Annotated in this window: 18 protein-coding genes and 1 tRNA gene; 2 read left to right on the top strand and 17 right to left on the bottom strand. The window is 61.9% G+C overall.

What is annotated here, in order from left to right; genetic code table 11:
* Nucleotides 1-122: 122 nt before the first annotated feature.
* The 15 genes from U1F38_RS06885 to U1F38_RS06815 form a co-directional block, all read right to left on the bottom strand.
* Nucleotides 123-2,036 (bottom strand): acetate--CoA ligase, encoded by a 1,914-nt coding sequence (locus U1F38_RS06885; RefSeq protein ID WP_409986314.1) that lies wholly within the window; start codon nt 2,034-2,036, stop codon nt 123-125.
* Between the two features lie 89 nt (nt 2,037-2,125).
* Nucleotides 2,126-2,725: an isochorismatase family protein gene (locus U1F38_RS06880; protein WP_409986313.1), complete on the bottom strand. Its 600-nt coding sequence runs from the start codon at nt 2,723-2,725 to the stop codon at nt 2,126-2,128.
* 85 nt (nt 2,726-2,810) lie between these two features.
* Nucleotides 2,811-2,885, bottom strand: a tRNA-Val gene (locus U1F38_RS06875).
* A 26-nt stretch (nt 2,886-2,911) separates the two neighbouring features.
* Entirely contained in the window at nt 2,912-3,625 is a 714-nt protein-coding gene (gene dnaQ / locus U1F38_RS06870) for a DNA polymerase III subunit epsilon (RefSeq protein ID WP_409986312.1), read from the bottom strand.
* Nucleotides 3,622-3,945 carry an iron-sulfur cluster assembly protein IscA gene (iscA, locus tag U1F38_RS06865; protein ID WP_409986311.1) on the bottom strand — a complete coding sequence of 108 codons (324 nt, stop codon included), beginning with the start codon at nt 3,943-3,945 and terminating at the stop codon, nt 3,622-3,624. The genes dnaQ and iscA overlap by 4 nt, the downstream gene beginning before the upstream one ends.
* A 162-nt stretch (nt 3,946-4,107) precedes the next feature.
* Nucleotides 4,108-5,307: an IscS subfamily cysteine desulfurase gene (locus U1F38_RS06860; protein ID WP_409986310.1), complete on the bottom strand. Its 1,200-nt coding sequence runs from the start codon at nt 5,305-5,307 to the stop codon at nt 4,108-4,110.
* A gap of 37 nt (nt 5,308-5,344) precedes the next feature.
* Entirely contained in the window at nt 5,345-5,878 is a 534-nt protein-coding gene (gene iscR / locus U1F38_RS06855; RefSeq protein ID WP_409986309.1) for a Fe-S cluster assembly transcriptional regulator IscR, read from the bottom strand.
* Between the two features lie 160 nt (nt 5,879-6,038).
* A complete protein-coding gene (uvrB, locus tag U1F38_RS06850; RefSeq protein WP_409986308.1) occupies nt 6,039-8,126 on the bottom strand; it encodes an excinuclease ABC subunit UvrB in 2,088 nt (695 codons plus the stop codon).
* 66 nt (nt 8,127-8,192) lie between these two features.
* Nucleotides 8,193-9,257, bottom strand: coding sequence for an alcohol dehydrogenase (locus tag U1F38_RS06845; protein WP_409986307.1), 1,065 nt, complete (start codon nt 9,255-9,257; stop codon nt 8,193-8,195).
* Between the two features lie 73 nt (nt 9,258-9,330).
* On the bottom strand, nt 9,331-10,767 hold the full coding sequence (locus U1F38_RS06840) for an aldehyde dehydrogenase family protein (RefSeq protein ID WP_409986306.1): 1,437 nt from the start codon (nt 10,765-10,767) through the stop codon (nt 9,331-9,333).
* Between the two features lie 51 nt (nt 10,768-10,818).
* Nucleotides 10,819-12,324 (bottom strand): sugar ABC transporter ATP-binding protein, encoded by a 1,506-nt coding sequence (locus U1F38_RS06835; RefSeq protein ID WP_409986305.1) that lies wholly within the window; start codon nt 12,322-12,324, stop codon nt 10,819-10,821.
* Nucleotides 12,321-13,403: a strictosidine synthase gene (locus tag U1F38_RS06830; protein ID WP_409986304.1), complete on the bottom strand. Its 1,083-nt coding sequence runs from the start codon at nt 13,401-13,403 to the stop codon at nt 12,321-12,323. The genes U1F38_RS06835 and U1F38_RS06830 overlap by 4 nt, the downstream gene beginning before the upstream one ends.
* A 3-nt stretch (nt 13,404-13,406) precedes the next feature.
* The gene (locus U1F38_RS06825) at nt 13,407-15,518 is read right to left on the bottom strand and encodes an ABC transporter permease (protein WP_409986303.1); all 2,112 of its coding nucleotides are present in this window, start codon (nt 15,516-15,518) and stop codon (nt 13,407-13,409) included.
* A 134-nt stretch (nt 15,519-15,652) separates the two neighbouring features.
* The gene (locus tag U1F38_RS06820) at nt 15,653-16,693 is read right to left on the bottom strand and encodes a sugar ABC transporter substrate-binding protein (protein ID WP_409986302.1); all 1,041 of its coding nucleotides are present in this window, start codon (nt 16,691-16,693) and stop codon (nt 15,653-15,655) included.
* Nucleotides 16,694-16,762: 69 nt separating this feature from the next.
* Complete coding sequence (locus U1F38_RS06815) at nt 16,763-17,749, bottom strand: ABC transporter permease (RefSeq protein ID WP_409986301.1); 987 nt, start codon at nt 17,747-17,749, stop codon at nt 16,763-16,765.
* A gap of 339 nt (nt 17,750-18,088) precedes the next feature.
* Between U1F38_RS06815 and U1F38_RS06810 the strand changes: the two genes are divergently transcribed.
* The gene (locus U1F38_RS06810; protein WP_409986300.1) at nt 18,089-18,874 is read left to right on the top strand and encodes an IclR family transcriptional regulator; all 786 of its coding nucleotides are present in this window, start codon (nt 18,089-18,091) and stop codon (nt 18,872-18,874) included.
* 378 nt (nt 18,875-19,252) lie between these two features.
* A complete protein-coding gene (locus U1F38_RS06805; RefSeq protein ID WP_409986299.1) occupies nt 19,253-20,449 on the top strand; it encodes an amino acid aminotransferase in 1,197 nt (398 codons plus the stop codon).
* A 128-nt stretch (nt 20,450-20,577) separates the two neighbouring features.
* Here U1F38_RS06805 and dnaB read toward each other — a convergent pair whose 3' ends face one another.
* On the bottom strand, nt 20,578-21,993 hold the full coding sequence (gene dnaB / locus U1F38_RS06800; protein WP_409986298.1) for a replicative DNA helicase: 1,416 nt from the start codon (nt 21,991-21,993) through the stop codon (nt 20,578-20,580).
* A gap of 154 nt (nt 21,994-22,147) precedes the next feature.
* Complete coding sequence (locus U1F38_RS06795; RefSeq protein WP_409986297.1) at nt 22,148-22,576, bottom strand: Hsp20/alpha crystallin family protein; 429 nt, start codon at nt 22,574-22,576, stop codon at nt 22,148-22,150.
* Nucleotides 22,577-22,601: the final 25 nt, after the last annotated feature.

Below are 22,601 nucleotides of genomic sequence, written 5' to 3'. Positions count from 1 at the left end.
GCTGAACCGGATGGCGGACGCGACTGGCTGGGAAGGGCCGGGGGGATTCGCAAAGCTTGGATTCTGCCACTGAATGCAGGTCAAGGCGCGCGCGAAGCATCGTGCCGACCGCGCGCCGGGGTTCACGCGCCGGCGCGGGGGTAACCCAGGGTCTTGAGCGCTGCCGAGATCTCCGGCAGCACCGAATCGTCCTCGATGGTGGCCGGCACTTTCAGCGCCTCGCCGTCGGCCATGCTGCGGATGGTCACGCGCAGCACCTTGCCCGAGCGCGTCTTGGGCAAGCGATTGATGACCTGCACGCTCTTGAAATCGGCCACGGCCCCGAGCTGGGCACGCACCTTGGCCACCAATTCGGCGCAGATTTCGGCCTCTGGCCGCATCACGCCAGACTTGAGCACCACCAGCCCCACCGGCACCTGGCCCTTGAGCGCATCGACCACGCCGACCACGGCGGCCTCGGCCACCGCAGGGTGCGCGGACAGGATTTCTTCCATCTGCCCGGTGGACAGGCGATGGCCGGCCACGTTGATGATGTCGTCGATGCGCGCCATCACCCAGCCGTAACCGTCGACATCGAAATACCCCGCGTCGCCCGACAGGTAGTAGCCCGGGTAGCGCTCGAGGTAGGTCTCGACAAAGCCGGCGTCGTTGTTCCACAGCGTGGTCAGCCCGCCGGGCGGCAGCGGCAGCTTGATCACCAGGCTGCCGATGTCGCCGGCCGCCTTTTCGCCGCCTTCCTCGTCCAGGATATGAACGTCGAAGCCGGGCACCGGCTTGGTGGGCGAGCCGGGCTGCACCGGCAGCGGCTCGATGCCCATGCAGTTGCTGATGGCGGGCCAGCCCAGCTCGGTCTGCCACCAGTTGTCGATCACGGGCACGCCCAGGATCTTGCCGGCCCACTCGATGGTGTCCGGGTCGCCCCGCTCGCCGGCCAGAAACAGCATGCGGAACCGGGACAGGTCGTATTGCTTGACCAGCGCCCCGTTGGGGTCTTCCTTCTTGATGGCGCGAAACGCCGTGGGTGCGGTGAACAGCACGTTGACCCGGTGCTCGGCGCACACGCGCCAGAAGGCACCCGCGTCGGGCGTGCCCACCGGCTTGCCCTCGTACAGGATGGTGGTGCAGCCTTGCAGCAACGGCCCATAGACGATGTAGGAATGGCCCACCACCCAGCCCACGTCCGAGGCGGCCCAGAACACGTCGCCCGGCTGCGTGCCATAGACCGCCTCCATCGACCAGCGCAGCGCCACGGCGTGTCCACCGTGGTCGCGCACCACCCCCTTGGGCTTGCCCGTGGTGCCGGAGGTGTAGATGACATACAGCGGGTCGGTGGCGGCCACCGGCACGCAGTCGGCCGGAGCGGCAGCGGCCATGGCCTCGTCCCAGTCGATGTCACGCCCGGCCACCATGTCGGCCTTCAGCTCGGGGCGTTGCAGGATCAGGCAGGGCGTGGCCGGCACGCCGGCGATCTTCAGCGCTTCGTCCAGCAGCGGCTTGTAGGGCACGCTGCGCCCCGGCAGCAGCCCGCAGGACGCGGAAATCATGGCGGTGGGCTTGGCGTCCACCACGCGCTTGGCCAGCTCGGGCGCGGCAAAACCGCCAAACACCACCGAATGCACGGCGCCGATGCGCGCGCAGGCCAGCATGGCGACGACCGCCTCGGGCACCATCGGCATGTAGATGACGACCGTGTCGCCCTTCTTGACGCCCATGGCCAGCAGCGCGCCCGCGCAGCGCGCCGTCAGCGCCTGCAGCTCGCGGTACGTGATCTTGCGTTGCGTGCCGGCCAGCGGGCTGTCGTACACCAGCGCCAGCTGCTCGGCGCGGCCCCGCTCGACGTGGCGGTCCACGCAGTTGTAGCAGGTGTTGAGCACGCCGCCGGCAAACCAGCGGTAAAAGGGCTTGCGCGAGTCGTCGATGACGCTGTCCCAGCGCTTGATCCAGTCGATGCCCTCGGCAATCCGGGCCCAGAAACCGGCCGGATCGGCCTGCGCTGCCGCAAAGGTTTTCGCGTAATTTCCTGTCGCGCCGCTCATCTCGTGTCTCCTGTCATCGCCGGGTTGCAAAGCCCCCGTGCCCGATGATAGTGCGGCAATATTGACAGCGGCCTGACAGGGACATGCAACTACCGGATCAGCGCCTGCCAATCCTTGAAGCGCGGGTGGCCGGCATCGCCCAGCCACTCGAAGCCGACCATCTCGGTGCTCACCAGTTCGCAACCGGCGGCCGCCAGGCGATCGTAAGCCGCATCGCGATTGCGTTCGGTGCGCGAGCCGCACGCGTCCGCCACCACCCACACGTCCCAGTCCCGATCCAGCAGGTCCAGCGCCGTTTGCAGCAGGCACACATGCGCTTCGCAGCCGGCCAGCAGCAGCGTGCCGCGCTCGGGCTCGGCGGGCGCGGGCTTTTGCAGGTGCTTGGGCAGGCTGCGGGCGTTGCCGCGCTGCGCCGGCGCGGGCGGCGCCAGCAGCGGCTGCAGCGCCGCGGCGCCGCTGAACGCCGCCTTGGCCACGACGCGCTCGCACAGTGCCGCCAGCGCCTCGTCGGTGGCGCCCAGCTTGTCGGGCACCTGCTCGGTCGCCCACACTGGCACTTGCAGCCAACGCGCCAGCTGCGCCAGCCGGCGCGCATTGGCCAGCACGGCCACGCCCTCGTGAATGGCCGGCATCAGCCGGGCCTGAAAATCAACCAGCACCAGTTGGCAGTCGTCGGCCTGAAGCAGCATCGCTCACCTCGCACATGGACGCTCGAAGAAGGGCACGCAAAGAAAAACGCTCCGAAGTTTGTAGCTACGGAGCGTTTGTTTATGCTGGTGGGTGATGCAGGGTTCGAACCTGCGACCCCTGCCGTGTGAAGGCAGTGCTCTACCACTGAGCTAATCACCCGCATCGCCTTTGCAGCGAAAGGCGAATTATAGCGTGCTTTCCCGGGCTCTCCACACGGTCTTGCCGCCGCTGGCCTTGTCGATCTCGGCCAGCACGGTTTCGTGCGCGGCCAGTTCGGCGGCGCTGGCTTGCAGCACCGGCAAGGCGATGCCGCTCAGGTCGACGCGCGGAGCCTGCTGGCCCGGCTGGCTGACGTCGCCCAGGTCGATCAGCAGGGCCTCCTGTCCGCGCGTGAGGTTGATGTAGACGTCGGCCAGCAGCTCGGCGTCCAGCAGTGCGCCGTGCAGGGTGCGGCCGGAGTTGTCCACGCCCAGGCGGTCACACAGCGCGTCCAGGCTGTTGCGCTTGCCGGGGTACAGCTGCTTGGCCATCGCCAGGGTGTCGGTGATCGATTCGACGAAGCTCTCGAACGCGGGCTGGCCCACGCGTTGCAGTTCCTTGTCGAGAAAACCCACGTCGAAGGCGGCGTTGTGGATGATGATCTCGGCGCCTTCGACGTAGCGCAGGAAGTCCTGCGCCACCTCGGCGAACTTGGGCTTGTCGCGCAGGAAGTCGTTGCTGATGCCGTGCACCTTGAGCGCGTCCTCGTGGCTGTCGCGCTCGGGGTTCAGATAGGTGTGCAGGTTGTTGCCGGTGAGCTTGCGACCGATGAGCTCGACGCAACCGATCTCGATGATGCGGTCGCCGCCCTCGGCCGACAGGCCGGTGGTCTCGGTGTCCAGGACGATCTGGCGGGTCATACCCTGAAAGACTCGCCGCAGCCGCAGCGGTCGCGCTCGTTGGGGTTGCTGAACTTGAAGCCCTCGTTCAGGCCCTCGCGCACCCAGTCGAGCTGGGTGCCGTCGATGAACGCCAGGTTCTTGGGATCGACCATCAGCTTGACGCCGTGCTGCTCCAGCACGACATCGCCGGGCGCGATTTCATCGACGTAGTCGAGCTTGTAGGCCAGGCCCGAGCAACCGGTGGTGGTAACGCCCAGGCGCACGCCGACGCCGGCGCCGCGCCTGGCCAGATGTTCGCTCACGTGCCGCGCGGCGGCTTCGGACAGTTGGATGTTCATGGTGGGAATTTTGGGCGATCAGCCGGCATTTCAATGCCGCAAGCGTAGCGCCGATTCGGCCGCCCTGCTCGGCGCCGTACGGATCAGCTCGAAAACACTATCGAAACAGTAGCTGCCTGCGCTTGACCCATGCCGGCCAAGGCCTCATTTGGCCAAAATAAATCACGCCACGGGTGCGCCCTGCGGCGGTGTCACCATGGCGGCGCCCCCGGCGTGCGCGCGCAGCCGCGTCAGGGCCTCGCGCAGCGCTTGCAGCGCGCGGTCGACTTCATCTGGGGTGGTGAAGCGCCCGAAGCTGATGCGCAGCGACGCATGCGCGCGCTCGTCACCCAGGCCCAGCGCGCGCAGCACGTGGCTGGGTTGCTGGCTGCCCGAGCTGCAGGCGGAGCCGCTGGAGACGGCCAGCTCGGGGGCCGCCAGCATCAGGTCCTCGCCGCTCACGCCGTCAAAAGCCAGGTTGAGGTTGTGCGGCACGCGCTGCGTGGCGTGGCCGTTGAGGTGCACGCCGCCGAGCGCTTGCAGGCCGTCCAGCAGCCGCTGGTGCAGCACGCGCGCGTGGGCGCTGTCCTGCGCCAGCTCGGCGGCGGCGATGCGAAAGGCCTCGCCCATGCCGACGATCTGGTGCGTGGCCAGCGTGCCCGAGCGCAGGCCGTGCTCGTGCCCGCCACCGTGGATCAGCGCCTGCAAGTGCACGCGCGGCTGGCGTCGCACGTACAGCGCGCCAATGCCCTTGGGGCCATGGGTCTTGTGGGCGGTCAAGCTCATCAGATCGACCGGCAGGTTGCCGACATCGATCGGCAGCTTGCCGGTGGCCTGGGCCGCATCGACGTGAAACAGCACGCCGCGCTCGCGGCAAATGGTGCCCAGCGCGGCCAGGTCCTGGATGACGCCGATCTCGTTGTTGACGGCCATGACGCTGGCCAGCACGGTGTCCGGGCGCAGCGCGGCGGCCAACGCCTGCGGGTCGAGCAGGCCGTCGGGCCGCACGTCCAGCAGCGTGACGTCGAAGCCCTGCGTCTGCAGGGCGGCCATGGTGTCGAGCACGGCCTTGTGCTCGGTGCGCACCGTCACCAGGTGCCGTCCCTTGCCTTGGTGGCGCAGCGCCGCGCCGGTGATGGCGAGGTTGTCCGACTCGGTGGCGCCGCTGGTCCAGACGATTTCGCGGGCATCGGCGCCGATCAGCGCGGCGACCTGCCGGCGCGCCGTCTCGACGGCCTTCTCGGCCTCCCAGCCCCAGGCGTGGCTGCGGCTGGCGGGGTTGCCGAAGTGCTCGCCCAGCCACGGCACCATGGCAGCGACCACGCGCGGGTCGACCGGCGTGGTAGCGGCGCAGTCCAGGTAAATCGGCAGCGGCGGCGTCATGGCCGAACGCGGGCACTCTTGCAAGGCCCTGGGCCTGTCACTTGTTGGTCAGCCCACCCAGCGCAAACACCGAATTCGGCGCCGTGATGCGAATGGGCTTGACCACCGGGGCGGCCGAGATGGCGCGCTTGGAGGCGGGGCGGTCCTCCAGCTCGAAGCCGTTGGCGTGCTGCTCGTCCACCAGCTTTTGCAGCGAGACGGATTGCAAGAATTCAAGCATGTGCACGTTCAGCGCCGCCCACAAATCGTGCGTCATGCAGCGCCCGCCGTCGGCGCGGCAGTTTTCGCGGCCGCCGCAGTGGGTGGCGTCCAGCGGCTCGTCCACCGAGGTGATGATGTCGGCCACGGTGATGTCGGCGGCCTTGCGGCCCAGCGAATAGCCGCCGCCCGGCCCGCGGGTGGACTCGACCAGATCGTTGCGGCGCAGCTTGCCGAACAGCTGCTCCAGATACGACAGCGAGATCTGCTGACGCTGGCTGATCGCCGCCAGCGTGACCGGGCCGCCATCCTGGCGCAATGCCAGATCGATCATGGCGGTCACCGCAAATCGTCCCTTGGTGGTAAGGCGCATGGCCAACTCCTTGCTGTGATTGAATCTCGGCGGGGGTTGCCGCAATGCGCCCGCGGGGCAAGGTGGCGGCAAACAAACCCGAGTAATTTAATCAAGTATACAGCAAATCCGACTGAATCAAAGGGATTTTGTACAGCAGATGCACAAACCTTGATCGAGTTCAAGCCGCCGCACTGCCCTCGCCCGCCGCGCCCAGCACGCGCTGCTTGAGTTGCGCCAGCTGGTCGCGCACGCGCGCGGCCTGCTCGAACTCGAGGTTGCGCGCGTGCTCCAGCATCAGCTTTTCCAGTCGGCGCAGCTCACGCGCCAGGTCTTTTTCGGACAAGGCCTCGGGCTCCACCGTCGCCGCGGCGCGCATGCGCTCGGCCTCGCGCCCGGCCTTTTCGCTGTACACGCCGTCGATCAGATCGCGCACCTGCTTGACGATGCCGCGCGGGGTGATGCCGTGATCATGGTTGTAGGCGATCTGCTTGGCGCGGCGGCGTTCGGTCTCGCCCATGGCCTTTTTCATCGAATCGGTGATGCGGTCGGCATACAAAATGGCCTTGCCGTTGACGTTGCGCGCCGCGCGGCCGATGGTCTGGATCAGGCTGCGCTCGGCACGCAAGAAGCCCTCCTTGTCGGCGTCCAGAATCGCCACCAGCGACACCTCCGGAATGTCCAGGCCCTCGCGCAGCAGGTTGATGCCCACCAGCACGTCGAAGGCGCCCAGGCGCAGGTCGCGAATGATCTCCACGCGCTCCACCGTGTCCACGTCGCTGTGCAGATAGCGCACCTTCACGCCGTTCTCGCTCAGATACTCGGTCAACTGCTCGGCCATGCGCTTGGTCAGCGTGGTGATCAGCACGCGCTCGTTCTTCTGCACGCGCTCGCGGATCTCCTGCAGCACATCGTCCACCTGATGCGTGGCCGGGCGCACCTCGACCTCGGGGTCGACCAGGCCGGTGGGGCGCACCACCTGCTCGACCACCTGGCCGGCGTGCTCGTTCTCGTAGTCGGCCGGCGTGGCACTGACGAAGATCACCTGGTGCATGCGCCGCTCGAACTCGGCGAACTTGAGCGGCCGGTTGTCCAGCGCGCTGGGCAGGCGAAAGCCGTATTCGACCAGCGTGGTCTTGCGCGAGCGGTCGCCGTTGTACATGGCGTTGAGCTGGCCGATCATCTGGTGGCTCTCGTCCAGAAACATGATCGCGTCGCGCGGCAGATAGTCCGTCAGCGTGGCCGGCGGATCGCCCGGCGCCGCACCCGACAGGTGCCGCGTGTAGTTCTCGATGCCCTTGCAGTGGCCCAGCTCGGCCAGCATTTCCAGGTCAAAGCGCGTGCGCTGCTCCAGCCGCTGGGCCTCGACCAGCTTGCCTTCGGCGATGAAGTATTTCAGCCGCTCGGCCAGCTCCAGTTTGATGGTCTCCACCGCGGCCAGCGTCTTTTCGCGCGGCGTGACGTAGTGGCTTGAGGGATACACCACGAAGCGCGGCACCTTCTGCTGAATGTGGCCAGTGAGCGGGTCGAACAGCGACAGACTTTCCACCTCGTCGTCGAACAGCTCGATGCGCACCGCCAGCTCGCTGTGCTCGGCCGGAAACACGTCGATGGTGTCGCCGCGCACGCGAAACGTGCCGCGCTGAAAGTCGATGTCCTGGCGCTGATACTGCATGCGCACCAGTTGCTGAATCGCCTCGCGCTGCCCCTGCCTGCCGCCCACTTTCAGGATCATCCGCATCTGCAGATAATCCTCGGGCGCGCCGATGCCGTAGATGGCCGACACCGTGGCCACGATCACCGTGTCGCGCCGCTCCAGCACGCTCTTGGTGGCCGACAGGCGCATCTGCTCGATGTGCTCGTTGATGGCGCTGTCCTTTTCGATGAACAGGTCGCGCTGGGGCACGTAGGCCTCGGGCTGGTAGTAGTCGTAGTAGCTGACGAAGTACTCGACCGCGTTCTTGGGAAAGAACTCGCGAAACTCGCTGTACAGCTGCGCCGCCAGTGTCTTGTTGGGCGCAAACACGATGGCCGGCCGCCCCAGCCGCGCGATCACGTTGGCCATGGTGAAGGTCTTGCCCGAGCCGGTGACGCCCAGCAGGGTCTGAAACGATTCGCCGTTCTCCACCCCCTCCACCAATAGCTCGATGGCGGTGGGCTGGTCGCCCGCCGGCGGGTAAGGCTGGTAGAGCTGGAAGGGCGAGTCGGGGTAGCTGACGAACTGTCCGCTGCCGAAGCCGACAACTGGAGGAACTTCGGAGACGTGCATGGACGTATTGTGAGGGCGCGAAGGGCCGCCCCAAGCAGGAAACCCGGCGGCAAGGCCGGGCAACCCCTACGCCTCGCTGGGTGTCAGCACCTGACGGCCAATGGCCGTGCCTTGCTCCAGAGCCAGCAGCGCCGTGAAGGCCTTGCTGAAAGGCATGCAGGTGGTTTGCATGGGCGGCAGGTTCTTTTCCTTGACGAGAGCCACCAACTCCTGCAATTCGCGCAAATTCCCAACGTACGTGCCTTGGTAGGTCATGGCCTTCAGTGGGACAAAGGGCGTTGAGATGTCGATGTGGCCGCCAAACAGGCCGACTTGCACCAGCTGCCCCCCCTTGGTCAGCAAGTCCATGCCGGTCTGCACCGTTTGGCCGGAGCCGACGCAATCGATCACCGCCCAGACCGCGCCGCCCGCGGCCTGCTTGAGCTTGCCGACAAGCCCATCCGTCTTCGGACTGAACACCGCCTCCGCCCCCGCCTTGAGTGCCGCGGCATGCTTGGCTTCGTCGGGGTCGATCACGAGAACGCCCGCCCCGCCCAGTGCCTTGATGAGCGCGATGGCCATCAGCCCGAGGCCTCCGGCACCAAACAGCACGACCTTTTCCTCATTGAGCACTTGCGGGTTGATCTTGCGAATAGCGCTGTAGGTCGTCAGGCCCGAACAGGCATAGGGAGCAGCCTGTATTGGGGACATGTCGCCGATGTCCACAAGGTAGCGCGCATCGGGCACCAGCACATGATCGGCGTAGCCGCCGGGCTGATAAATCCCCAACGACTTTCCGTTGAGGCAGAGATTCTCGTCGCCCCGGCGGCAGACCTTGCATTCACCACAGCCATGCCATGGATAGACGACATAGTTTTTCCCTACCTCCACGTCCTTGACCTGATCCCCCACGGCGATGACCTCTCCCGCGATCTCATGGCCCGGAGTCAACGGCAATTTCATGCCACGATCCATCATCGACAGCGTTTTCCCGTTCCCCAAGTCATAGATTCCGTGCCAGATGTGCAGGTCCGAATGGCACACGCCCGAGGCCAAGATGCGAATCAACACCTGATGGCCTGTGGGTTGAGGATTCGGGCGCTCGGTGCGAACCAAGGGTTTTTTCAATTCGGTGATATCAAAACTGATCATGTTTGTCCTCGAGAATAAGGCTGAAAGGCGTTTGGCAACGTGTGTCTGTCAATGCGGATCGGCAGGCACCGATTCATTCCCCGTGGTATTGAACGATGGTTTTGATGATGCAAAACTCTTCCAGCGCCAAGAAACCCTTTTCACGGCCATGGCCGCTTTTTTTGTAGCCCCCAAAGGGAAGCTCCACGCCGCCACCGGCACCGTAGCAGTTCAGGTAAACCTGTCCGCACTGCATTTTTTTGGCCATGCGCGTCTGGCGCCCGCCATCGCGCGTCCAGATGCCTGCGAGCAGGCCGAATTCGGTGTCGTTGGCCAGACGGACGGCATCTTCTTCGTCGACAAACGGCATCGCTGAAAGCACGGGCCCGAAAACCTCGCTGCAAGCCAGTTGGTGGTTCCGTGGCACCGGGCCGAACAAGGTCGGTGCCACGTAGTAGCCCCCCGCCGACACACCATCGGCCACCTTACCCTGCGCCAGAACAGGAACTCCGCTTTCTCTGGCGCGCTGCATGAAGCCTTCCACACGCTCCTTTTGTGCCCGATTGATCAGCGGGCCGCACTCCCTGTCCATCGCTGGCGTGCCGGCCGCCGTTTGCGCGAAGCGCTCGGCCACCATGGCGACAAAGCGGTCGTAGATGCTCTGCTGCACCAGCAGCCGACTTCCCGCCGAGCAGGTCTGGCCTCCGTTTTGGGTGATGGCTCGCACGACGAACTGCACCGCGCGCTCCAGGTCAGCGTCTTCAAAGACGATTTGGGGTGATTTGCCACCCAGCTCGAGCACGCATTTGATCAGGCTGTCAGCCGCAGCCTTTTGCACCAGCGTGCCGACTTCGGGAGATCCAGTGAAGGTCATCAGACTAATGCCGGCATGCGTGCTCAGCGCCACTCCGGCCTCTTCACCCAGACCCGTCACGATGTTGAGTGCGCCATCGGGCAAGCCGGCTTCCGTGGCGATGGCGGCAAACACCAGAGGCGTCAAGCAGGCATCCTCCGAAGGCTTGAGAACGGCGGCGTTGCCCATGGCAAGCGCCGGCACCACCGATCGGCCGAACATCTGCGCCGGATAGTTCCAGGGCAGGATGTGGGCAGTCACGCCGTAAGGCTCGCGCACCACGACGACATGGAAATCGTTCATGTACGGAATGTGCTGGCCATGCACCTTGTCCGCCGCGCCGCCATAAAACTCGCAATAGCGCGCCGCAACCTGGATATCCGTGCGCGCCTGAGAAATGGGCTTGCCCGTATCGCGCGCCTCCAGTTGCGCGAGTTCCTCGTGACGCGCGAGGATGAGTTCGGACATCCGGCACAGCACGCGCCCGCGCTCGGTGGCCGTCATCTTGCCCCAGGTTCCGGAGAGCGCAGCGCGCGCCGCCGCAACGGCGCGATTGACGTCCTCGGTGGATCCGCGGGCGATCTCGTCGAATACTTCACCGGTACTGGGGTCGAAAACAGGAAGCGTTTGGCCAGATGCTGCGGCAATCCATTGGCCGTTGATGAAATTTTTTTGCATGAGAATGGTTTCTTTGATGGTGACTCTGTATGCACTGCACCATGACGATTGCTAATGGATGGATGCATACATGATTTTTTCCTCCGTCGCCTCCAGACCATTGAATTCTTCGACGATGCGCCCTTGGCGAGATACCAGGATGCGGTCGGAGAGCAGCATGACTTCCGGTAGATAGGAGGAAATGACAACCACCGCCAGACCTTTGTCGGCAAGCCCGCGGATGATTTCGTGAATTTCCGCCACGGCCCCCACGTCGACACCGCGCGTGGGTTCGTCGAAGATCACCAGCTTGGGGTTCTGAATCAGCGACTTGGCGATCACCACCTTTTGCTGATTGCCGCCCGACAGTTCGATGACGTTGGCCTCGGCCGTCACCGCGCGTACGTTGAGCCTTTCGCGCCATTCCTGACCGACCTTCTTTTCTTCGGCACTCGAGGTCAAAAACCGCTCCAGGTGCTCCTTGGCCAGCACGCCCGCATAGATGTTGCGCGCGATGGACATGGTCTCGAAAAAACCGTCGACCTTGCGGTCTTCGGTGATGTAGGCAATGCCCGCCGCCACGGCAGGGGCCGGCACCCGGTAGCGCACAGGCTGATCGTTGAAAATCACCTTGCCGCCGTGGGTGTAGTCGCGCTTGACCACGCCCGCGACCACCTTGAAGGTTTCCGTGCGCCCCGATCCGATCAGACCGAATACACCGGTGATCTGGCCTGCAAACACCGAAAATGAGGTGTTTCTGACCATGGTGCCCATGCGCAGGTTCTGCACGCTGAGAACGCGCTTGCCCGCGGGACGCACAATCTCCTTCTTGCCGTATAGGGTATTGGAGAGGTCTCGCCCCACCATGGCGCGGATGATGCTTTCACGGTCGAAATTGGCGGTTTCATCGGTGATGATCAACTTGCCATCACGCATGATGGTGATCCGATCGGATATTTCCAGCGCTTCTTCCAATGCGTGGGAGATGAAGATGATGGAGACGCCGTTGCTCTTCAAACTACGGATCAGGTCAAAAAAATAGCGCTTCTCCTCGGGGGTCAGCGTCGCGGTCGGTTCGTCGAAGATGATGACCCGCGCCTTGTGCAATACAGCGCGCGCGATTTCCACCATCTGCTTTTGTGCGGCACCCAATTCGCTCACGATCTTGGTGGGATCGACGTTGAAGTTGAGCGATTGCAGCAATTGCTGCGAGGCGATGTAGACTGCGCGCAGGCGATTGAAGAGTTTTTCCTTGCCTAGATAGAGGTTTTGTCCCACCGTCATCGTCGGCACCAGGCTGGTCTCCTGGAACACCATGGCAATGCCTTCGCTCTGCGCCTCCACCGGGTTGCGGAAGTGCACCTTCTTGCCATCGAGGATCATCGCGCCTTCGGTGGGCTCGACCACGCCGGCCATGATCTTGGTCAAGGTCGATTTGCCAGCGCCGTTTTCACCGCATATGGCATGCACCTCGCCCTTGTTCAAGGTGAAATCGACGCACTCGACCGCCGGAACGCCGCCGTATTTTTTCGTGATGCCCTTGAATTCAAAAATTGGCGTCATAACGATATCCATCATTGAACGTCCGACAGCGGGAGATGCAAGACTCTGCCGGCCCCTTTGGACAAGACCAGCAGCATCCCGCGGTATTCGGTCACCGCCGTGACGCCATGGTGCAATCCGCCGACGCGGCTGTGCAATGAATATTGCGGCTGAAAATCCGCGTCCAAGCGAACCACCAAGCCGTAGGAGCGCGCCGGTGCCCAGGGCTTGAGAATCCCCATCTGACGCACCCCGCCTTGTTGCATCGGCTCGAAGAAGTCGTTTCCTGAATGGAGCGCCGGTGCAATCCAGTAATTAGGCTCCACCTGCTCCATCATCGCTTTTTTGAACCCGGTCTCGCGCAGCACGAATTCCACGAGTTGGTTGCGCGGGGCAAACACGGCGAGCCAGTACCCGCCCGCACGGGCGCGGGTCAGGCGCGCCGGATAACCCGGCAAATCCTGGTAGACGCCGCGAACGCCTGCTTGCCCCACCTCAACAATGCGGTGAGCCCAGGATTCCGAGGTGAAGATAGCCCCCCTGGAATCCACCAGCACACCATAGGCGAATCTGAGGCCTTGCCGAAGGACCTTCAGCTCGTTGCGTTCGGGGAAATATTGCAACACCCGTCCACTGTTGCCGTCGCTGAGCAAATCCCTGGACCATTGACCATACTCATGCCTGCTGGAGCCCTCGCTCACGACGATGGATCCGTCAGGATGTTCGCACACTGCGTTGATGCATCCGACAAACGACGCATCAGGCAGCCGATATTGCTTGCCACCCAGCGATCCGCCGATGAAGTGCAGGGTGTTGCTGGTCGCCGCCACCAGCCCGTTTCTGCATACCGCCAGCGCCTGAATCGGCTGGTCCAGCGTGGCGATTGCTTGTGCTTTCCCCGCCTCATCCAGCACCAGCATCGATGCACCACTGGCCACCACCAGTTGGTCATCGGCCGTCACGCAAAGATCCTCGAGGTGATCGGTTTCAAAAAATACCGCCGCCTCTTCGAGCAGGTGATTGGGCTTGAGGGGGCCATCGAGAACCGGCACCGAAGTATCCGCCTCGCCGATGCCGAAAAAACGGTCGCGCGCGCGCTTGAGTTGTTTCAGCATGACTTACCCTGCGCTGGTCGGATGTTGGATGAACTGCGGATCCGCGCCATCCAGGCGCAAACGCCCAATACGGTTGTTGGAAATCCCGCCTAGATAGAGATAACCCTTGTGCTCGCGCATCGAGGTGATCATCGGATGGTTCTCGCCGCTCTTGTCCCAATACGATTCAAGAACGGTCCCTTTCAGATCGCACTTGATGACGCAGCCGACGTTGATGTTGGGCGATAGCCATTCGTCCTGCCCCAAACGCTTGACCATGCGGCGCCTGAATCCGGGCCAGCGCATCGCCAGATCGAAGGACGGCCCCCTCATGCCCATCAGAGCGACCCAAAAATTGCCGTCCGAGGCGCGGTTGATGTTGTCAGGGTAGCCAGGCAGATCCGCAATCACCACCTCCACCTTGCCCTTCTGGGGGCCGTCGAACCAATAGCGGCTGATGCGGCAGGCCCAGCTTTCGGCAAACAGCAAGGACTGCCCGTCACCCGCCATGCACATGCCATTGGGGAAGATCAGATCCTTCAGCACCGTCTGGGTTTTGTTGGTCTTGGGGTCGTAGCAGATGATGCGGCCGTTGCCCCGCGCTTCCAGGCTGTCGACCGGCCACTCGCTCATCTCGTAGCGAATGGTCGCCTCAGAGAAAAAGATGCGGCCATCGCGTGCGATGTCCAGATCATCGGCCAGGCGCAAGCGGCTGTCATCGTTGACGGTGTTCCATGAGCGATTGGTCTCATCGGTGACCTTCTCCACGGCCCGATTGGCGCGCCGGACCCGATACAGCCCCATGCCACCCACGCAGACGTACAAGTCGCGGCTGGCGCTGAAGGCCATCCCCAGTGGCTGGCCGCCAATGTGGGCGTACACCTCCATCTGGGTGTAATCCGGCGCATGGAATTTCATGATGTCGCCGTGGCGGGTGCCGCAGTACAGATGATCATCGGCATCCAGGATCACGTCCTCGGGCGACTCGACCTGCCCCAGGCCAATCAGTTCGATGTGGCCAAGCTTGTTGTTGACCGCATAGGGCGTTCCGGGTGCAATCGAGGCCGCTTGCGGTAGCGGGAGATAACCGGGACTGACGTACAACTCGCGAATGGCCTTGCCCCGGTTCTTGAACCAGCGAATGTCCAGGGTCACCGCGGCGATCATGATCACGCCCAGGACGATGCGGATATAACCCGCCTGCACGGCCAGGCCACGCAGGCTGTTGGTGACAATCAGAATGATCAGGGTCCCGAGCACGGCCTTCATTGCCGAGCCTTTTCCGCCCCCTAGGCGAATACCGCCGAGCAAGGCTGCTGCCAGCACGACGACCTCCAGCCCCAGGCCGGTGTCCGCGCTGCTGCTGTCCACCCGCGCACCAAACAGGACGGCAGCGATACCGGCAAAAACGCCAGAGGCCACGTATGCCAATGCCGCGATGCGATTCACGGGTAGGCCCGAGTTGTAGGCCGAGCGACGCGAACCACCCACAGCAAGCAGACGCCAGCCACCGCGCATCCGCGTCAGGAAAAGGTGAAAGCCAATGGCAAAGACAGAAAAAATCCAGGTGGCCACCGGAAGATTGAGTATCTTGCCGCTGCCAAGGTAACTCCAAAGATCGGACTCTGGCAAGGTGGAGGCAATACCGACCGCCCATTTGAATTGGATCAGGTTATAAATGGCGCGCAAGACGATCAATGTCACAAGCGTGGTGAGAAAGGCACGGAGCTTGAGATAGCCGATGAGGACACCGTTCACTGCCCCCAGAGCAGCTCCCATCGACAAGGTAGCGCCAATAGCGGCAGAGGCCGGCCACTCCTGAACGTGAATCAGATACAACACGAACACGTTGCAGATCGCGTAGATCGACCCAACACTCAGGTCTATGCCACCAACAACCAGAACCACCGCCATGCCCAGGACGATAAAGCCCAGTTCACTGCCTTCCTGAAGAAATCCAGAAATCGTCGTGAAAGAGAGGAAATTCTCGACTATCGAAGCGAATGCGGAAATCACCAGCACCAGCACCAACAATGGAACCGCAGTCTCCATCCAGTTCTTGGAGAGCAATTCACCTATTGCGCGATCAGGCCAATATTTGTAGCGCAATCTATTGAATGCGTCAGATGTTTCCATTGACATATCTGCTGTCAGTCGATTTTGTTGAAGGCAAAACTCATCGCGCTTGATTGAAAAGCATCAAGCTGATTTAAAAGGGCGCCGAAGCTCAAGCAGCCGAAGGCGTCCCGGCGGGTGCCTTCGGCGTTGATTTATTTCAGCGAGTCGATGGACCAGCACTTGTGGCTGGACACATCAGCCTGCGTCAGGACGGACAGCGGTGTGTAATGCGCAACCTTGGTCTTCCCTGGCTTTTCACGCAGTTGCAGGGCCATCTGAATCAGGTCGTTGACGTCACGGCTTTGGCCTGGCACGTCGTAGCTGACGTAATGATCGAATGCCTTGGTCTGCAAGCCCTTGCAGGCCACCTCACCGCCGCCACCGCTGGTGGAGACAAGCACCTTCCCTGACTTTCCGGCGTCCTTGACAGCCGCACCTGTGGCCAGATCCGGGATATCCCACACGCCCATGATGGCGCACAGATCGGGATGTTGCTTGAGCGTCACTTCGGTGATCGACTTTGCCTTCGAGGAGTCGTAATTGCCGATCGATTGGCGCGCAACGACCTTGATGTCCGGATTCTTGGACAATACGTTGTTGTAGCCTTCCTGCATGTACACCGTCCAAGGAGCCGTGGTCGGGCCGTTGAGAATCAGTACCTTGCGCGAAGTGTTGGGGCCGCACTGCTTAACGACCCAATCGGCCTGGGTCTCGCCGATGACGGTGGCGTCGGCGCCGGCGAAGCCGGTGGTCATCGTCAGGCTCTTCATGTTCAGTTGAATGACGTAGATACCCGCGTCCTCCATCTGCTTTTCCAGTTTGGCGTATGAGGTCACATCGGGATTCTGGATGACGACCACGTCAGGCTTGGTTTTTTCATTGAGCAACTGTGTGAGGATCTGAACGCCGGCCGACGTATCGAAATTGGCATTTCTTACTTCGTAGCTGTAGCCCAGCCGCTTCGCCTGTACGCTCATCATCTTGGACCAACCCTCGGTCAGATCCAGTCCCATGAACACCGGGACGAAAACGACCCGCTTGTTCTTGAATACTTCATAGTAGCGCGTGCGTTCAGGATCCTTGATCGCACCGTCCTGCGCGTGGGCGACGCCGATCATGCCGACGATGGCGGCAAGGGTCAGGGCGACAAGCGATTTCATGCCCCGGCGGGATTTTTTCTTAAACAAAGTCATTGCATCTCCTTTGCAAATTTTCAAACCAATTCATCAACCAGAATGTGAAATTGGGGTTCGTCAGCGTGATTAAATATCCCCTTGTTGCGCCGCCTCCTCGTTTCTCGGGTTTAAAAAACTATCCACGGCAATAGCGATGAGCAAGATGATCCCTTTGAACAAATCTTGGATATCCAAGGGGAAATTCATGATGGTCATTCCATTGAAAACAATACCCACGAGCAGGGTACCCACCAGCACGCTCCAGACTCCGCCGCGACCGCCGGACAAGCCGATGCCGCCGAGTACCACAACAAGAATCACATCGTAAATCAACGAAAGATTATAAATTCTCGTATCCATCAGGTTGTTAGACGCCGCCATTACGAAGCCCGCAAGCAATGCGATCAACGCTGAGAGCACATACTGCAGAACCATGATCGGACGCACAGATATACCCGTAGTCCGCGCAGCGCTCGGGTTATCACCGATGGAATAAATGAATCTGCCGATTTTGGTTCTTTTGAGAAACCATCCGACAGCAATGAACATGAATGCAGCAACCAGGATGCTGCTTGGGATCCCCAGCACGCTCGATCCGCCGATCCAACGTAAAGGATTCATTCCGTCGGACCAAGGAACCATGTCCGCCTTTAGTATTCCCACCTGCCCCAAGCCCGCCAGTGCCAAGCCCATGGCGAGCGTGACAAACAAAGCAGGAATTTCAGCATAGGCCACCAACAGGCCGCTGATCCCGCCAGCGATGATTGCAAACAAAACCCCAGTCGCGATGGAAAATACGAGTCCATCGCCGCTGTCCACCATCGTCATCACCAAGGCGCTTGGCACAGCCATCAAAGCCACCATGGACAAATCAATACCACGCCCGATCACGACAATAGCCATGCCCAGTCCAAGTATAGCCAACACCGAAATCGATCGCATCATGGCGACCAGATTTCCCACAGTAAAAAAATTTGAGAGAAAAATTGAAAAACAGCAAAAAATTACGAGAGAAATTACAAAAACGATCGATTGCTGATCCAGTTTGATCTTGCGCTTGCTGGTCATTGGCATGAAATTTCTATGTGTTGCTCGATCTGATGAAATCGACCATCAAATTCTCCACGCGAATCTATGGCGATCTTTATCGGAAATACTCATGAACCCTCGATCAACTGGATACGATGGTCAACCCCATCTCTGTGAATCCCCATCGACCCGACGACGAACGTCGCCTTGGAAGATGAAGGTGCGCCGAGATGCGAAAGCCAGAGACCGACGGCAGCTCAATAAAAAATTTTCCAGACTTTCCGTAAGTTCAGTACAATGAACTTTGTCCCGCAAAGTGAACTGTCGTCACTCTATGAAGGACGTTACCGCCGATCAATTGGTACATTCCCTAGCAAAATTGGCATGAAATCTGCTTACGACACCCCTGCTCTTCGTCGCAGCGCACTGATCCTGGATGCTGTAGCGTCCAGTCCCACGTCTCTTGTAGCTGCGGATTTTTCGAAAAAACTCGATCTGCCCAAAAGTACGACACATGGGCTACTTTTGACGATGCAGGAACTCGGCCTGCTGAAGAAGGCCACCGATGGCACCTATCAAATAGGGCCAAAGATCATGCACTGGGCGCATGCCTTCCTGAACCAGACGAACCTGGTCCAGGAATTTCAGCACGTCATGCTTGATTACAGCGATCTCGACGATCACACAATTACCCTGAGCGTTCTAGACGGAAACAATGTTGTCTATCTTTCCTGCCGGAATAGCAGAGGGCCACTCGGATTTACATTCAAAATGGGTATGCATCTACCAGCCGCCTTTACCGCGACAGGCAAAATTATGCTGTCAGCATTGACAGATGAAGAAATACGTCTTCGCTTTGATCATGAATGGCCGGAAAAGATGACAAATCGCAGTGTTTCGAATATCGATCAACTGTTGACCGAAATACACCAGATTCGCAAATCTGAAATATCGTTTGACAATGGCCAGATACGAGAGGGAATGTTTTGCTTGGGCGTTGGGATCCGGGATTTTTCCAATCAAGTCATAGCCGGTCTGGCTCTCAGTCTTATAGAAAGTGAGGCTACCGAAAGCAACATTGATAGAGTCATCAGCACTCTTCGGAAAATTTCCGTAGATCTTTCGGAACGCCTTGGTGCACCAAGAATGAATATGCACCCCGATGACTGATCTCCACTTGATTGGAAAGCGCTCTCTCCAACGCCCTCTCGCCCCTAGCACCCGCTTCACGCGCGACCACTGCGCAAGCCGCCACAGCGACTCGATGGCGGCTTGGGTCTGTTCGTCCGCGCTGTCCACCTCAGATTCGTCACCATGCCCGCCTTCTCGCACAGGGTCTCGGTTTCTGGCGACCTGCTTGGTTGGCAGGGCTGCTCCAGAGCCAATCTGGCGTGCCTGTCACTACTGGGGCTCGGCATGCTGCTGCTTTGGCACCGTTGCCCGTGGAGCACGGCGCTGGTCGCGTGAGGGCCTTAGTGACGGCCTAAAATCGAAGCCTGCTCCCCGCAGGCACTCCATCGTCTTCAGCACTCTCTACAGGCTCTCCTCATGTCTCTATTCACCTCCGTCGAACTCGCACCCCGAGACCCTATCCTGGGTCTGAACGAGCAATTTGCCGCCGACGCCAACCCCAACAAGGTCAACCTGGGCGTGGGCGTGTACTTCGACGAAAACGGCAAGCTGCCGCTGCTGCAATGCGTGCAGGCCGCCGAAAAGGCCATGATGGCCACGCCCAAGCCGCGCGGCTACTTGCCCATCGACGGTATCGCCGCCTATGACGACGGCGTGAAGAAGCTGGTGTTCGGCGCCGAATCCGAGCCCTACCGCTCGGGCCGCGTGGCCACGGTGCAGGGCCTGGGTGGCACCGGCGCGCTGAAGATCGGCGCGGACTTTCTCAAGCATCTCAATCCCACGGCCAAGGTGCTGATCTCCGACCCGAGCTGGGAAAATCATCGCGCCCTGTTCACGCAAGCGGGCTTTGCGGTGGGCACCTACCGCTATTACGACGCGGCGACGCGCGCACTCAACTTCGAGGGCATGCTGGCCGACCTGAACGCCGCCGCGCCCGGCACCATCGTGGTGCTGCACGCCTGCTGCCACAACCCCACGGGCTACGACATCAGCGCCGCGCAGTGGGACCAGGTGATTGCCGCCGTCAAGGCGCGCGGCCTCACCCCCTTCCTGGACATGGCCTACCAGGGTTTTGCCGAGGGCATTGCCGAAGACGGCGCGGTGATCGGCAAATTCGTCGCCGCGGGCCTGACGTTCTTCGTCTCGACCTCGTTCTCCAAGAGCTTCAGCCTGTACGGCGAGCGCGTGGGTGCGCTGTCGGTGCTGTGCGCCGACAAGGACGAGGCGGCGCGTGTGCTCAGCCAGCTCAAGATCATGATCCGCACCAACTACTCCAACCCGCCCACGCACGGCGGCGCGGTGGTGGCCACGGTGCTGGGCGACCCGGCGCTGCGCGCGCAGTGGGAGCAGGAACTGGCCGGCATGCGCACCCGCATCAAGGCCATGCGCAAGAAGCTGGTGGATGGCCTCAAAGCCGCGGGCGTGAAGCAGGACATGAGCTTCATCACCACGCAAATTGGCATGTTCAGCTACTCGGGCCTGTCCAAGGAGCAGATGGTGCGCCTGCGCAACGAGTTTGGCGTCTACGGCACCGACACGGGGCGCATGTGCGTGGCGGCGTTGAACGAGAAAAACATCGACTATGTGTGCCAATCCATCGCGAAAGTGATGTGACGAACGCGCTCAAGATGCAGCAAAAAGCCGCGACTGCTCGCGGCTTTTTTCTTGATCCCGGTTGTTTGAAAACCACTATTTTTATAGCCGACAACGCTTGAAACACGCCGGCCAGAATCCCAACAACATCAATAGTCGTCATTGCTCCCCGCCGCCAGGCTCTCAAAGCGCGTAAGCGGCTTCAAGAAGGCCAGCTTGACGGTGCCGGTGGGGCCGTTGCGCTGCTTGCCGATGATGATCTCGGCCACGCCGGGCTCGCGCGAGTCCTTGTTGTAGTAGTCGTCGCGATAGATGAACATGATGATGTCGGCGTCCTGCTCGATGGCGCCGGACTCGCGCAAGTCGCTCATCATGGGGCGCTTGTCGGTGCGCTGCTCCACGGAGCGGTTGAGCTGCGACAGCGCGATCACGGGGCACTGCAGCTCCTTGGCCAGCGCCTTCAGGCCGCGCGAGATTTCGCCCAGCTCGGTGGCGCGGTTTTCCTCGCCGCTGCTGCTGCCGGTCATCAGCTGCAAATAGTCCACCACGATCAGGCCCAGCTTGCCGCACTGGCGCGCCAGGCGGCGGGCGTTGGCGCGCAGCTCGGCCGGGGTCAAGCCGGGCGTCTCGTCGATGTGCAGGCTGACGTTGCGCAGGCGCTCGATGGCCTCGGTCAGGCGTGGCCATTCCTCATCCGTCAGGCGCCCGGTGCGCAAATGGCTCTGGTCGATGCGGCCGATGGAGCCAACGATGCGCACCGCCAGCTGCGAGGCGCCCATTTCCATCGAGAACACCGCCACCGGCAGGCCCTCGTTCAGCGCCACGTGCTCGGCGATGTTGATGGCAAACGCGGTTTTGCCCATGGACGGGCGCGCGGCCAGCACCACCAGATCGCCCCCCTGCAGGCCGGCGGTCATGCGGTCCAGGTCATAAAAACCCGTGGGCACGCCGGTCACGTCGTTGGGGTTGTCGGCCATCTCCTGCACGCGGTCGAGCAATTGCACGACCAGGCTGTCCATGCCCTGAAAGCCCTGCTTCATGCGCGAGCTTTGCTCGCCGATCTTGAAGATCTTGCCCTCGGCCTCGTCCAGGATGGTGGCTACCGCGCGGCCCTTGGGGTTGAAGGCGTTGGTGGCGATCTCGTCGCTGGCGCTCACCAGCTGGCGCAGGATGGAGCGCTCGCGCACGATCTCGGCGTAGCGGCGGATGTTGCTGGCGCTGGGCACGTACTGCGCCAGCGCGTTGAGGTAGGCCAGCCCGCCGATCTCCTCGCCCTTGCCCTGGCGCTGCAACTCCTCGTGCACGGTGATCACGTCGGCCGGCTTGCTTTCGTTCACCAGCTTGCCCACGGCGGCATACACCAGCCGGTGCTCGTAGCGGTAGAAGTCGGTGTCGATCAGCACGTCGCCCACGCGGTCCCAGGCGCCGTTGTCCAGCAGCAGGCCGCCCAGCACACTGGACTCGGCCTCGATGGAATGGGGGGGAATGCGCAGTTGGGCGACTTGGCGATCGAAGGGCGCGTCGTCGCCCACCGCGAGGTAGCCGGGATCAAGAACGGTGGACATGGGCAAGCCGAAAAAGCAAGCCGCCAATGCTACGCGCTCCGGCCCGCGCGGTCACGGGACAAGTCTGTGGACAAGCCGTTGAAACGCCGTGGAAATGGCGTGCAAATCGATCCCCGGCCGCGGCACCCCCGCGGCCGGGGCGTGACTCAAGCCGTCACTCGATGGTCAGGCGCTGCGCCGCGCCGGGCTGCTTTTTCGGCAGCGTGAGCGTCAGCACGCCGTTGTCGTACTTGGCCTTGGACTGGCTCTGATCGATGTCCGCCGGCAGCTGGAAGCTGCGCGACACCATGCCGTAGTAGCGCTCGCTGCGCAGCAGCTTGTCGCCGTTGGCCTGGCTGTCTTGCTGCTTGATCTCGGCGCGCAGCGTGACCACGCCGCCGTCGATCGACACGTGGATGTCGTCCTTGCTGACGCCCGGCACTTCGGCCTGCACGGTGTAGCCGCCGTCCGACTCCTTGACGTCGATGCGAATCTGCGCGGCGCGAGGCAATGCATCGCCGTGCAGGGGTTTGATGAAAAAGCCGGGCGCGACATCGCGGAAGAAGTCGTCGAACAGGCTGTTGCGAATCATGGGATAGGTCATGCTGTGCTCCTGAACATGCGCGGCG

This window comes from Ottowia sp. (assembly GCF_046348305.1).
GTDB lineage: Bacteria > Pseudomonadota > Gammaproteobacteria > Burkholderiales > Burkholderiaceae_C > Ottowia.
The sequence above is the reverse complement of the archived record's forward strand: the minus strand, read 5'-3'. Positions and strand labels throughout refer to the sequence as shown.

Coding starts and splice junctions, on each gene's coding strand:
- U1F38_RS06885 (WP_409986314.1), bottom strand. CDS start 2,036: ATGAGCGGCGCGACAGGAAATTACGCGAAAACCTTTGCGGCAGCGCAG.
- U1F38_RS06880 (WP_409986313.1), bottom strand. CDS start 2,725: ATGCTGCTTCAGGCCGACGACTGCCAACTGGTGCTGGTTGATTTTCAG.
- dnaQ (WP_409986312.1), bottom strand. CDS start 3,625: ATGACCCGCCAGATCGTCCTGGACACCGAGACCACCGGCCTGTCGGCC.
- iscA (WP_409986311.1), bottom strand. CDS start 3,945: ATGAACATCCAACTGTCCGAAGCCGCCGCGCGGCACGTGAGCGAACAT.
- U1F38_RS06860 (WP_409986310.1), bottom strand. CDS start 5,307: ATGACGCCGCCGCTGCCGATTTACCTGGACTGCGCCGCTACCACGCCG.
- iscR (WP_409986309.1), bottom strand. CDS start 5,878: ATGCGCCTTACCACCAAGGGACGATTTGCGGTGACCGCCATGATCGAT.
- uvrB (WP_409986308.1), bottom strand. CDS start 8,126: ATGCACGTCTCCGAAGTTCCTCCAGTTGTCGGCTTCGGCAGCGGACAG.
- U1F38_RS06845 (WP_409986307.1), bottom strand. CDS start 9,257: ATGATCAGTTTTGATATCACCGAATTGAAAAAACCCTTGGTTCGCACC.
- U1F38_RS06840 (WP_409986306.1), bottom strand. CDS start 10,767: ATGCAAAAAAATTTCATCAACGGCCAATGGATTGCCGCAGCATCTGGC.
- U1F38_RS06835 (WP_409986305.1), bottom strand. CDS start 12,324: ATGATGGATATCGTTATGACGCCAATTTTTGAATTCAAGGGCATCACG.
- U1F38_RS06830 (WP_409986304.1), bottom strand. CDS start 13,403: ATGCTGAAACAACTCAAGCGCGCGCGCGACCGTTTTTTCGGCATCGGC.
- U1F38_RS06825 (WP_409986303.1), bottom strand. CDS start 15,518: ATGGAAACATCTGACGCATTCAATAGATTGCGCTACAAATATTGGCCT.
- U1F38_RS06820 (WP_409986302.1), bottom strand. CDS start 16,693: ATGACTTTGTTTAAGAAAAAATCCCGCCGGGGCATGAAATCGCTTGTC.
- U1F38_RS06815 (WP_409986301.1), bottom strand. CDS start 17,749: ATGCCAATGACCAGCAAGCGCAAGATCAAACTGGATCAGCAATCGATC.
- U1F38_RS06810 (WP_409986300.1), top strand. CDS start 18,089: ATGAAATCTGCTTACGACACCCCTGCTCTTCGTCGCAGCGCACTGATC.
- U1F38_RS06805 (WP_409986299.1), top strand. CDS start 19,253: ATGTCTCTATTCACCTCCGTCGAACTCGCACCCCGAGACCCTATCCTG.
- dnaB (WP_409986298.1), bottom strand. CDS start 21,993: ATGTCCACCGTTCTTGATCCCGGCTACCTCGCGGTGGGCGACGACGCG.
- U1F38_RS06795 (WP_409986297.1), bottom strand. CDS start 22,576: ATGACCTATCCCATGATTCGCAACAGCCTGTTCGACGACTTCTTCCGC.